Origin of the sequence: Reichenbachiella sp. MALMAid0571, assembly GCF_040151475.1 — a bacterium.
Classification (GTDB): Bacteria; Bacteroidota; Bacteroidia; order Cytophagales; family Cyclobacteriaceae; genus CAXBNB01.
Map to the genome: position 1 here is coordinate 153,543 of NZ_JBDKWG010000151.1, position 12,088 is coordinate 165,630.

General features: G+C 38.1%; 11 protein-coding genes. 3 read left to right on the forward strand and 8 right to left on the reverse strand.

Features of this window, described 5'->3' with window-relative positions; genetic code table 11:
- Window positions 1-86 precede the first annotated feature (86 nt).
- From AAOP42_RS22700 to AAOP42_RS22720, 5 genes are all read right to left on the reverse strand, one after another.
- Window positions 87-950: an ABC transporter permease gene (locus tag AAOP42_RS22700; RefSeq protein ID WP_349530882.1), complete on the reverse strand. Its 864-nt coding sequence runs from the start codon at window positions 948-950 to the stop codon at window positions 87-89.
- 26 nt (window positions 951-976) lie between these two features.
- Window positions 977-1,315: a HepT-like ribonuclease domain-containing protein gene (locus tag AAOP42_RS22705; protein WP_349530883.1), complete on the reverse strand. Its 339-nt coding sequence runs from the start codon at window positions 1,313-1,315 to the stop codon at window positions 977-979.
- The gene (locus AAOP42_RS22710) at window positions 1,308-1,598 is read right to left on the reverse strand and encodes a nucleotidyltransferase family protein (protein WP_349530884.1); all 291 of its coding nucleotides are present in this window, start codon (window positions 1,596-1,598) and stop codon (window positions 1,308-1,310) included. The genes AAOP42_RS22705 and AAOP42_RS22710 overlap by 8 nt, the downstream gene beginning before the upstream one ends.
- Before the next feature lie 99 nt (window positions 1,599-1,697).
- Window positions 1,698-2,192 (reverse strand): UpxY family transcription antiterminator, encoded by a 495-nt coding sequence (locus AAOP42_RS22715; RefSeq protein ID WP_349530885.1) that lies wholly within the window; start codon window positions 2,190-2,192, stop codon window positions 1,698-1,700.
- The gene (locus AAOP42_RS22720) at window positions 2,180-2,665 is read right to left on the reverse strand and encodes an ArsR family transcriptional regulator (protein WP_349530886.1); all 486 of its coding nucleotides are present in this window, start codon (window positions 2,663-2,665) and stop codon (window positions 2,180-2,182) included. Before AAOP42_RS22720 ends, AAOP42_RS22715 begins: the two co-directional genes overlap by 13 nt.
- A gap of 426 nt (window positions 2,666-3,091) precedes the next feature.
- Between AAOP42_RS22720 and AAOP42_RS22725 the strand changes: the two genes are divergently transcribed.
- A complete protein-coding gene (locus AAOP42_RS22725) occupies window positions 3,092-3,850 on the forward strand; it encodes a glycosyltransferase family 2 protein (protein WP_349530887.1) in 759 nt (252 codons plus the stop codon).
- Window positions 3,851-4,131: 281 nt separating this feature from the next.
- The gene (locus AAOP42_RS22730; protein ID WP_349530888.1) at window positions 4,132-6,180 is read left to right on the forward strand and encodes a transketolase family protein; all 2,049 of its coding nucleotides are present in this window, start codon (window positions 4,132-4,134) and stop codon (window positions 6,178-6,180) included.
- Between the two features lie 157 nt (window positions 6,181-6,337).
- Here the strand turns inward: AAOP42_RS22730 and AAOP42_RS22735 are convergent, their stop codons facing one another.
- From AAOP42_RS22735 to AAOP42_RS22745, 3 genes are read right to left on the reverse strand one after another with little or no spacing between them, the layout of a single operon-like run.
- Window positions 6,338-8,302 carry a fructose-1,6-bisphosphatase gene (locus AAOP42_RS22735; RefSeq protein WP_349530889.1) on the reverse strand — a complete coding sequence of 655 codons (1,965 nt, stop codon included), beginning with the start codon at window positions 8,300-8,302 and terminating at the stop codon, window positions 6,338-6,340.
- Window positions 8,303-8,350: 48 nt separating this feature from the next.
- Window positions 8,351-9,487 carry a glycerate kinase gene (locus AAOP42_RS22740; protein ID WP_349530890.1) on the reverse strand — a complete coding sequence of 379 codons (1,137 nt, stop codon included), beginning with the start codon at window positions 9,485-9,487 and terminating at the stop codon, window positions 8,351-8,353.
- Window positions 9,488-9,515: 28 nt separating this feature from the next.
- On the reverse strand, window positions 9,516-10,583 hold the full coding sequence (locus AAOP42_RS22745; RefSeq protein WP_349530891.1) for an ABC transporter ATP-binding protein: 1,068 nt from the start codon (window positions 10,581-10,583) through the stop codon (window positions 9,516-9,518).
- 131 nt (window positions 10,584-10,714) lie between these two features.
- On the opposite strand from AAOP42_RS22745, the gene AAOP42_RS22750 reads away from it, so the two are divergent.
- Entirely contained in the window at window positions 10,715-12,085 is a 1,371-nt protein-coding gene (locus AAOP42_RS22750; protein WP_349530892.1) for a UDP-N-acetylmuramate--L-alanine ligase, read from the forward strand.
- Window positions 12,086-12,088: the final 3 nt, after the last annotated feature.

Consider the following 12,088-nt stretch of genomic DNA (forward strand, 5'->3'; position numbering starts at 1 on the left):
GGCTGGTCACCTAATCATTGGTCTGGTTCATTGTAAAAAAGCAGACATTCCAAGTCTCGAAGACTTGGAATGTCTCAACGTTTGAACTAAACTGTATCAATAAAAGTCTTTTCCGTTCTATTGAATATCACTACACCAGCAATCATCAGTACTACTAAAACACCCACCGAATAAGCCAAGCTATTCCAACCGAAACTTCCACTCCCCAGTAAGGAATACCTAAACCCTTCTACTATGGGTGTAATGGGGTTGGCCTGCAGAAACATTCGATACTTCTCTGGCACACTACTCATGGGGTAAATAACCGGAGTAGCATACATTAAGAGTTGTACACCAAATACTATAAGAAAATTAAGGTCTTTGTATTTGGAAGTAAGGCTGGTAAATATGATGCCAAATCCCAAACCGTATCCCGCCATCATGAGAATGTACAGCGGAAGCAACAGGATATTGATATTGGGTTGAATGGTCTCGTTTCCAACGAAAATAAAGTAGAAATAAAAGACAAGAAACAGTCCAAATTGAATACCAAATTTGATAAGCGCAGAGGTAATTTTGGAAAGAGGCATGATCAACCGTGGAAAATACACTTTTCCGAAAAGCCCGGCATTGTCTCTAAATGTGACAGAAGTTTGATTGAATGATTCCGCAAAGTAATTCCAGATCACCACACCAGATAAATAGAATAAAACCTTAGGCAATCCATCGGTAGAGATGCCAGCAATATTCCCAAACACCACGATGTAAACAATGGTCGTCATAATTGGTTGGAGTACATACCATATCGGCCCGAGAATAGTCTGTTTGTAAACGGTAACAATGTCCCGCTTTACAAACATGCGCAACAGATCCCGGTAATTCCAGATGTCTCGCCAGGGTATCTCCAATAGAGAAGATTTTGGTTTGATGACCAAATCCCAGTTGTCGTTATCTGTATTTTCTTGATTCATTTATTTTACGATCAAACCATACAGGGTTATCGTTTAATTATACTTTCCAATTGAAAAATAAGTTCATCCAGATCACTTTGTATTATTTCCCATACAATCTCATAATCAACTCCAAAATAATCATGGATCAAGCGGTTACGAAATCCTTTTAGCCTTTTCCACTCTATTTGAGGATATTCATATCTAAATTCAAGATCAATTCTACTTGCAGCCTCACCTATAATTTCAAAATTGCGAACAACAGCATCCACCGTTTTTTCATCATTAGTGAATTGTTCAATACTTTGGCCATTGGTGTATTTCTTGATTTTTTGAGCAGACTCCAACATATCCTCCAGAAGCAACAATGGATTCCTTTTAGACATAAATTAAATCTGATTTTATTACCTGATAGTATTTGTCTTTTATTCCTTTTTTTGACACTAAATCAACTTTCATTTTGAGATAGTTCTCAAGTTCTTCAGCTAAATCAATAAATCTTACACCAATCTTTTCATCAAACTCAACTAACAAGTCAAGATCACTCTTTTCACTTTGCTCATTTCTGGAATAAGAACCAAAAATTGCCATTGATTTTATGGCATAACTTTTATACAAATGTTCTTTATTGATTTCTAAAGTGTTTTTTATTTCAAACAGAGATCTCATAATAGAAAAGTATGATATGATGCCACTAAATTATAAGTGATATTTAATATTTTCCAGATATTGCAAGTCTCAAAGAACTGTTAGGTTTCAATAAAGTCCTTACCCGTTATACTTAAAACTCACCTTGCAATCCAACTGCTCTATGTAAACAGTCAACTGGTGCTTATTGGTTTTGTCTATGATGCCGGACATTCCTTTGAATGCCCCTTCTTTAATTTCTATAAAATCGCCTTTCTGCATGCCATTTCCTTCCACTATTACTTCCTCTCCATTTTCCGCTATGTGTCTGAAAGCCTCCATTTCACTTTGCCTTACTACCGCAGGTTTTCCAAGCCAGTACACATAGTTCATCACTCCCTGATCATGCAATGGCAATTGTCTGTTTTTCTCATCGATATGAATAAATACATAGGAAGAAAACATGGGAATTTCTACTTTCTTTTTCCTGTCACTCCATTGTCGTAGCGTCTTGATCAAAGGACAATAAACTTCAAATCCATTCTTAGACAGCCTTTCGGCTACTTTTTTCTCATTGCGAGGCTTGGTATAGAGTACCAGCCATTTTTTATTATCCACTTCCATTAGCTCTCCCAAATCAACAAATATTCTTTCTTTTCGGTTTCACTCTGTATTTTGTATTCATCTAAAGAATAAATGAGAAATCGGATTTTTCTTTTAATCAATTTTTCTACCTTAGCTATCAACCTAAGTAAATAGGCCTGATCAATATCTCCCACCAACACCAAATCGATAATACCTGAATCTTTTCCTTTGGCTATATCTCCTGTCAGGTAAACGGTCTTTAAATTTCCCAATTTCCTGGCGATCTGATCTATGACCACATCAAGACCAAAATACTTTTGTACGATACTTTTAATCTCTGAAAACAACGGATGCGCCTGATTTACTTTAAAAAGCTTTCTATTGCCCACTACTTCTGTGTCCAGCATATTGGCTTCAGTAAGCCTGTTGAGTTCCAGCCTGATAGCATTGGATGATTCTTCAAATTCCGACTCCAGTCCTCTCAAATAAGCCGAATTATCCGGATTCAGAAAGAATTTCAGCAAGAGTTTGATTCTTGTTTTTGAAGTAATTAGCGTTCCAATCACTTCAAAAAAAATAAAATATATAGATGATTTTTTTTCACAGCTTCGCCATCTCAATCACAGCAGTAAAAACAGATTGAGTAAAAATATTACTCAATTATAGTATTAGTTATCGTAATTATGAAATTATTGCTATCAGAAATTTCGTAAAACCTGTTTCGGACTCAGTAATATCGTTTGAATATTCATTAGTAATCCTACTGATGGTTTTAACAGTAAGTTTTCAACCTAAAAAATAGTATTAAAAATAATTTATAGCTTATCTTCGAAAAACAGTATTGTTAAAATTCAGTCAGGTATTTCTAATATCATAATTAACAATCCAGACCAGAGGCTAGTCTATAGATATAGCCCTATTATTAGCTAATGGATTTCGAACTTTCTTTAATGAAAATATCGGTAATAACAGTATGTAGAAACAGTGCAAAAACTATTGGACAAACCATAGAAAGTGTACAATCTCAATCGCATGAGAATATTGAGCATATTTTCTGTGATGGAGGTTCCAGCGACAACACTGTTGGTATCATCAAAAATATGGGTGGTGAAAACGTCACTCTTTTGGAAGGAGAAGACAAAGGTATATATGATGCCATCAACAAAGGCATACGCTATGCCAGTGGTGATATAGTAGCCATTTTAAACTCAGATGATTTTTATAGCCATGACAAAGTTCTTGAAAAAGTAGTCAATGCTTTTGACACAGGTGTGGATGCCGTTTATGGTGATTTGATATATGTCAATCCAATAAATACCAATAAGGTAGTGAGGTATTGGAGAACCGGAAGCTGTCATCCCAGAAAATTTCTTTGGGGCTGGACAGTCCCTCATCCCGTCTTGTTTATCAAAAAATCAATATATGATGAGCATGGGCTCTATGACAGTTCCTTCAAAATAGCAGGTGACTATGACCTTATTTTGAGGCTACTGTATAAAGCAAAAATATCGGTTCATTATCTACCCGAAGTGATGGTAAACATGAGAACCGGAGGGGTAAGTAATGGAAGTTTTTCAAAAAAAATAAAAGTTCACAAAGAAGATACACGGGCCTGGAAAACGAATAATATCAAACCAAACCTACTTACCCTATGGTTGAAACCTCTGAGAAAAACGGGGCAGTACTTCTTTCATAAAATAAAGGAATAACCACTATTTCACATCAGTAAAACCTGCACCTTTATCAAACTTGTTTTTCCCATTACTATAAATAGTAATTAAAGTATTTTGACATAGCATTGCAAAGAATTAGGAGCAAGTTGGCATTTTTATTAGAATTGCGGTTTGGAATTATAAATTGCCAATAAAACACAACATTTTAATTAAAACCACCTTCATATTTAACCTTAATCATTGTGGTAATTGTTGTGAATTACAAATCATAAAGCCAATCGAGATAGAATTAAAACTATAGCAAAACAGTAAAATATATGTCCAGTACATTAGCAAAAAAAAGTGTTGACCTGCAAGCAGCTGATAATATCAGAATCCTGTCTGCAGCCATGGTAGAAAAAGCCAATTCAGGCCACCCGGGAGGACCAATGGGTGGTGCAGATTTTATTCATATCCTTTATTCAGACTATCTGAATTATGATCCAAATGATATGAGCTGGCCTCACCGTGATCGCTTTTTTCTTGATCCTGGTCACATGTCACCTATGCTCTATTCGGCTCTTGCCCTGCAAAACCACTACAGCATGGAAGACCTTGCAAATTTCAGACAATGGGGAAGTTGCACACCTGGACATCCCGAAGTAGATGTAGCCAGAGGTGTAGAAAATACTTCCGGCCCACTGGGACAAGGACATGTAATGGCTGTCGGAGCTGCAATCGCTGAACGTTTTTTAGTTCAACGTTTTGGAGAATGGATGGCTCACAAAACTTATACTTACATATCTGATGGAGGCATTCAGGAGGAAATCTCACAAGGAGCGGGTAGGATTGCAGGTTTTCTTGGCTTGAGCAACCTGATCATGTTTTATGACTCCAACGACCTGCAGTTATCTTCTGCTACTTCCGAAGTAACCAATGAAGACACTGCTAAAAAATATGAAGCATGGGGCTGGAGAGTTGTGACCATTGATGGACATGATCATAGTGCACTCAGAAAAGCAATGGATGATGCAGTAGCTGAAACTGAAAAACCTACCCTGATCATTGGCAAAACTATAATGGGAAAAGGAGCAGTGACTGAATCCGGTGACAGCTTTGAAGCTCGTTTCGAAACTCATGGTCAGCCACTAACAGGTGCCGGAGCTTCTTTGAATAAAACAATCGAAAACCTGGGAGGAAAAGCTGAAAATCATTTTACGATTTTTCCTGAAGTTCAGGAACATTACGCTAAGCAGCTTGATAAAAAAAGAGCACATGCTGCCAGCAAAAAACAAGAAGGAGAACAATGGGCTGCTGCCAATCCTGAATTAGCAGCTAAACTGGAAAGGTTCTTAAGTGGACAGGTTCCTGATATAGATTACAGTGCCATCACTCAAAAAGAAAATATTGCGAGTAGAGCAGCTTCTTCTGCTATGTTGGCTCACTTTGCCGAGCACGTTGACAACATGATTGTTTCTTCTGCCGACTTGTCAAACAGTGATAAAACCGATGGATTTCTTAAGAAAACTACTGCCTTTAAGAAAGGAGATTTTTCTGGGGCTTTTTTACAAGCTGGTGTAGCTGAGTTTACCATGGCTGCTATTGCCAATGGAATGGCATTGCATGGTGGTGTAATTCCAGTTGTGGCTACATTTTTTGTATTCTCCGATTATATGAAACCTGCGGTCAGGCTTTCTGCCCTGATGGAATTGCCTGTGAAGTTTGTATGGACTCATGACGCATTCCGTGTAGGTGAAGATGGCCCTACTCACCAACCTGTAGAGCAGGAAGCTCAGATCAGGTTGATGGAAAAAATCAAAAACCACTCCGGCGACATGAGCTTGTTGGCTTTGAGGCCTGCCGACGCAGTAGAGACTACTGTAGCGTGGAAAATGGCTCTTGAAAACACTAAGGTGCCTACAGCATTGATTCTTTCAAGACAAGGGATCAAGGACATTCCTGCCAATGGAGCAAGCAGGTATGACGATGCATTGGCTGCTGAAAAAGGAGCTTATGCCGTTAAAAGTTCCGATAACCCTGACGTAATCCTTGTTGGAAATGGGTCTGAAGTATCTACTCTTTTAGAAGCTACTGCTTTATTGGAAGCACAAAAAAGGCTTAAAGTGAGAGTGGTTTCTGCAATATCAGATGGCTTGTTTAGGCAACAAGATCAGGCGTATCAGGATGCTTTGATCCCTTCTGATGTCCCGGTTTTTGGACTGACAGCAGGACTACCTGAAACACTGAGGCCTATAGTTGGCTACAGAGGTGAGGTGTTTGGTTTAGATCATTTTGGATACTCTGCTCCAGCTAAAGTATTGGATGAAAAATTCGGCTTTACCGGACAGCAAGTGTTTGAAAAAGTTGTTGCTTTTTTAAGTAAATAAAAAAATAAGGTTGTCTCAAAAGGGTTAAACAGTTGCCGGATTTATTCCGGCATCCCTTTGAAAACACATCCATAGTTGTTTCTCGAACAGATCCCAGAATACCTGTCTGACGACAGTCAGGAATCTGGGAATTACCTGCCTTTTGAGACAACCTTATCTATGTGTTACCAAAATACCTTTCCTTAATAGTTCCCTTCTGAAAACAGTCAAGCAGGCTTTTCAGTTCTGTAATTTTTGAGAGTACCCTGATGCCATCATTGGTATCTCTCACGCACAACTTTTCGTCAAGTTTAGACAAGATAGTCTGAGACGAAACAATATCAGTTTCTTTCGTAATGGCACTTTTTGTTGATTCAAATGGTTCGTGTGAGACCAGTTGCAACCCCAATTCATTGTGAATCAAAGTATATCCGGCAATACCGGTTTGTGTCTGATATGCCTTGGAAAAACCACCATCAATCACTATCAGTTTCCCGTTGGCCTTAATGGGGCTTTCTCCTTTTTTAACTACCACTGGTACATGTCCATTGATTATTCGGGATTTATCAGGATCTAAGCCAAATTCGGAAAGGATCATTTTGCACGTAGCTTCGTTATCCCTGAATTTATAGTAGCCATTTTTATGCTCTGCTTTTGGTTTTTCATCACTCAGGAAATATCTTTCAAAAGTTGCCATTTTATGTTTTCCAAACAAAGGTGATTTTGAGCCAGCCCACAAATACCACATGATGTCCCTGCCAAATTCCTTTTCCACTGACTTTCTTTTGCCAAAATATGCCTTGCGTGCCATCTGATCAAAATAATCCAACAAGGCTCTTCCTTTGAGTAATTTTCCTTCGAACTCAACTTCTTCCAAATTACCGGAATCATCTATCGGAATACAACCATGATACAGCAAGCTTTGGTTAGACACTTTATACATACCCCCATTCTCATACAAAAACCTGGTATGCCTCTGCAACCTTTCGCTATCACGAAATGATTCCCACAATTTTTGAAGCAATGCCGATTCTGACTCTGACAATTCATTAGGAGAAGCTGGATTTATAGTTGGAAAGAAACCATCATTTAAATCATACTCTGTCCCTTCTATTGCAACTGTTGATTTCCTATAATCGATTTTACTAAGGACGTCTCTGTCTCCTACTCCAAATTCGGGACACCTTTGTGCGAGTTGTCCTTCAAGTTTGAATTGTATGATGGAAATGGCTTTGTGCATGATCCTGTTCAACCACTGCTCACTTTCATTGAAAGCGTCTTCAGCAGAAGACTTAGGCTCAAACACCAGACTTTCGTCGTTTTTATATACTTCGATCGCAAATGAAACCAAAGGCATAAGGTTAATACCATATCCCTTTTCAAGTGTATCCGTATTTCCATAGCGCAGTGACAACCTAAGGACATTGGCAATACAGGCACGGGAGCCGCAAGCTGCTCCCATCCAGGCAATATCGTGGTTTCCCCACTGCACATCCACGGATTGATAGTCCATCAATGCGTCCATGATATGTTCTGCACCAGGCCCACGGTCAAAAATATCACCAATAATATGTATTTTATGAACAGCCAGTTTTTGAATAAAATTAGCAAAGGCAACAATCAACCTGTCTGCCTGATCAATCTCGATGACAGTTTTAATAATTTGATGGTAATAGTCTTTTTGGTTTGAAAGCCTCTCTCTCTCTTGTGTCAACTCTGATATGATATATCCATAGTCTTCCGGAAGCAACTTTTGAATCTTTCGGTTGGCATATATGGAAGCAAACTCCCGGCTCAACCTCACCAAACGGTAAAGAGTTTGAGCATAAAATTCCTCTGCATTCTCCAATTCATTCTTAATAATCTCAATTTTATGCTCAGGATAATAAATCAGACTGGCAAAGGCACGTATTTCTTTCTCATTCAATTCATCTGAGAAAAGGTCTATGATTTTGCTTCGAACAATCCCTGAAGCATTTTTTAACACATGACGAAAAGACTCATGTTCACCGTGCACATCACTTAAAAACAACTCAGCACCCTTTGGCAGGTTCAATACTGATTCCAACAATATAATTTCTTTGGCTACTGCAGGTGCATTAGGAAATTTATCTGATAGTAATTGAAGATACCTCAATTCCATGCAAGAATGATTTATAGTTTAAATAGTGAACATTACCAAATATACTTACTACCTTGCTTTCAATTGAGCAGATTGGTTTTTTATTAATTCATAAGCGAGGTTTTCCACATGAAAAGCTGCATCATTAATGGCACTGTCAAGTGAAATATCAGGAGATTTTACCTGCAAAATATCAACCGCATTTAGTTTCCTTTTGACTTTTTCAAAATCTTCTACAACGCCACAGATAATAGCATAAGGAATGCCGTTTGCTCTTGAAATATCATCTACTCCATGAATGACCTTTCCCTGAATGGTCTGCTCATCCAGTTTGCCTTCTCCGGTAATTATAAAATCCACACCTTTCAGTTTTTCCTTATATCCGGTCACTTCCAATACAGTCTGGATTCCGGGTAGAATTTGAGCCTTTAAAAACACAGCCGCTCCTGCTCCTATGCCACCGGCCGCTCCTCCACCTTCCAGACCTGAAATATCCATTCCGAATGCCGATTGCACCGTCCTTGAAAAGTGTTCTAATCCTTTATCAAGGTGATTTATGGCTTCTTCATCAGCACCTTTTTGTCCCGCATACATATAGGCAGCTCCTTCTTTGCCAAACAGGGTATTTTTCACATCGCAGATCACAAAAAACTCTACTTCAGAAAGGTTCACTTTTAGGTTATTGCTGTCAATAGCCTTTATTCTGATAAGTTCATTCCCAACAGGACTTATTTCTTTACCTTGTTGATCCCAAAAAGTATAACCCAAAGCGGTAGCCATACCAATCCCTGCATCATTGGTAGCACTGCCTCCTACCAACAAATAAATACGTTTCACCCCTCGACTGATAGCATCCAAAATCAACTCTCCCGTACCAAAAGTGGTAGTATGCAAACAATTTCTTTCTTCATTTTTCAACAATGGCAAACCTGATGCAGCAGCCATTTCTATGTATGCATTTTGCCTGTCTTTTTTATAGGATGCCATTATGGGCCTAAACAATGGATCGTTTACTTCTACATCAATAGTCTCCAAATCCAACGCAGAATCCAATACATCAAGTGTGCCTTCTCCACCATCCGCCAATGGATGCAAAATGGTTTCAATAGCTGAATCAAAACGTTTGATCCCTTTATGTATGGCTTCACAAACTTGGAGTGCAGAAAGAGATCCTTTGAATTTGTCCGGTGATATTATAATTTTCATTTCAATTATTTATATATAGTGGGATAATTTAAATCACCTCAAATTCAACCTTTGATCCCTTTTTTCTATTTTCCTCAGAATAAATAAGTATAGAATTGTTTGAAATATCAGATTGAATGTAAGTATGATAATGCATTCCCTGAAAAGTAGTTTTTTCAACTATCCCCTGATATTTTCCTGATTTTACTATTTTCAGTTTTTCAGGTCTTATTCCTATAGCACCAGAACTGCCATTTAAAGACAAATAGTTAATCGGCCCCAGAAAATCAGCAGCATATTCCGATTTCGGAAAATGATAAAGTTCTTCTGGTGTGGCAACCTGAACCATCTCTCCTTTTCTCATGACCATAATCCTATCTGCCACTGACAAGGCATCAGCATGGTCATGGCTCACCATAATTACTGTGACTCTCTCTTCACGTAAGATGTCAATCATTTCTTGTCTGATTATGGCTTTAAGTCTGGAATCCAAACTACTGAAAGGCTCATCCATCAGCACAACCTCCGGATCCTTTGCCAGTGCAATGGCTATGGCTACCCGTTGCTGTTGCCCTCCGGAAAGTTCGTGAGGAAAGTTCTCTGACTTATCAACCAATCGACAGAGTTCCAGTAATTGATCTACTCTTTCTGTTCTTTCTTCCGCACTCAAAAAGTATATCTCGGAGGCAATATTATCTCTGACTGTTTTAAAACGCTGAAGTTGAAAATTCTGAAAAACCAATGACACAAAATCATATCCGGGCACTAAATTATCAGCAGGGCCTTTGATAATTTGATCATCTATCAATATACTCCCCTTGTCAGCATCCTCAAGTCCGGCAATGAGCCGCAGCAAGGTACTTTTCCCTGATCCACTTTCTCCCAATATGCTTATGACCTCTCCTTCGTTGACATCAAAAGAAATGTCTCGAATGGCATTTACCTGCGTATCATAAGTCTTGCTGACTCCTCTTACATTTATTACCGACCCCATATACTTCAAATAGACACAAAGAACATTCGTTTTTTCATCTTTAGCAAATGTCTGATCAATAGTGAAAAATGCTAAAGATAAAGTAGGTGAAAAAATCCTTCCGTACAGCTCTGTTCCTTTCATTATTTGTTTACCATTTTATCACAAACAAATAATGAAGGCAGGGTTTTATATTAAATTTAAAAATCTCATTTTCGCATTAAATTTGTGACATAGCCAAATTGTCTTATTTTTGGATGTCTTATTGAATATATATGAACCAGAATATTGAGAAAGTACATTTTATTGCGATTGGGGGTTCAGTAATGAGCAATCTGGCGATTGCCCTTCATAATAATGGAATAAAGGTATCCGGATCTGATGACAAAGTGTATGACCCTGCCAAATCAGCTTTGGAAGCTACAGGGTTACTTCCGGCATCATTAGGATGGTACGAAAACAATATTGATGACAGTCTGGATGCTGTAATCCTTGGCATGCATGCCAAAGCAGACAATCCTGAATTGTTAAAAGCCGAAGAATTGGGAATAAAAGTATATTCTTATCCTGATTTTATCTACGAACAATCAAAAAACAAACAACGTGTCGTTATATGTGGTAGTCATGGTAAAACAACCATTACTGCCATGATTGTACATGTATTAAAATACCACAACAGAGAGTTTGATTACTTAATAGGAGCTCGTATCAATGGAATCGAGCAAACCATTCAATTGTCTGATGCTCCATTGATAATCATTGAAGGTGATGAATATCTGACATCACCAATTGACAGGGTTCCTAAATTCTTAAAATATCAACACCATATTGCACTAGTAAGCGGGATCGCATGGGATCATATCAATGTATATCCCACTCTGGACAGTTATGTAGAACAGTTCGAACTGCTGGCTGATGCCACTCCTAAAGCAGGCACCCTTGTGTACAACGAGGAAGATGACATGACTTCCGTTATCTGCAAAAAAGAAAGGTTCGATGTAAAAACAGAACCCTACTGCACACCCAAGTACAAAATAAAGAATGGACAATTCATTATTAAGAATGATGATGAGAAAGTAGCTTTAAAGATTTTCGGCAAACACAACATGCAAAATCTGAATGGAGCAAAAACTCTTTTAGGAAGAATAGGAATCACTGACGAACAGTTCTACGAAGCTATAGGTAGTTTTGAAGGCACGCAGAAAAGAAACAACTTGTTGGCTAAAAACAATTCCGTCTCTGTTTACGAAGATTTTGCACACGCCCCTTCTAAACTAAAGGCAACAGTAAATGCTTTAAAAGAACTACATCCTGAAAGGAAACTCACTGCCTGTTTTGAATTACACACGTTCAGCAGTCTGAATAAAGCATTTTTAAAACATTATAAAAACACTTACAATTCTCCTGAAACGGCGATTGTATTTATTAATAAAAAAAACCTGTCTCAAAAAGAATTACCTGAGATCAGTGAAGAAGAAGTAAGGAAAACTTTTCACCGGAATGACATTCTGGTAATAGATGAAGCAGAAAAATTATCATCTCTCCTATCCAATAAATCATGGAAAGATGAAGATTTAATTTTCATGAGCTCCGGGAATTTCGACGGTTTAGACATTAAGAAACTAGCTCATAAAATTACAGCTTAATCC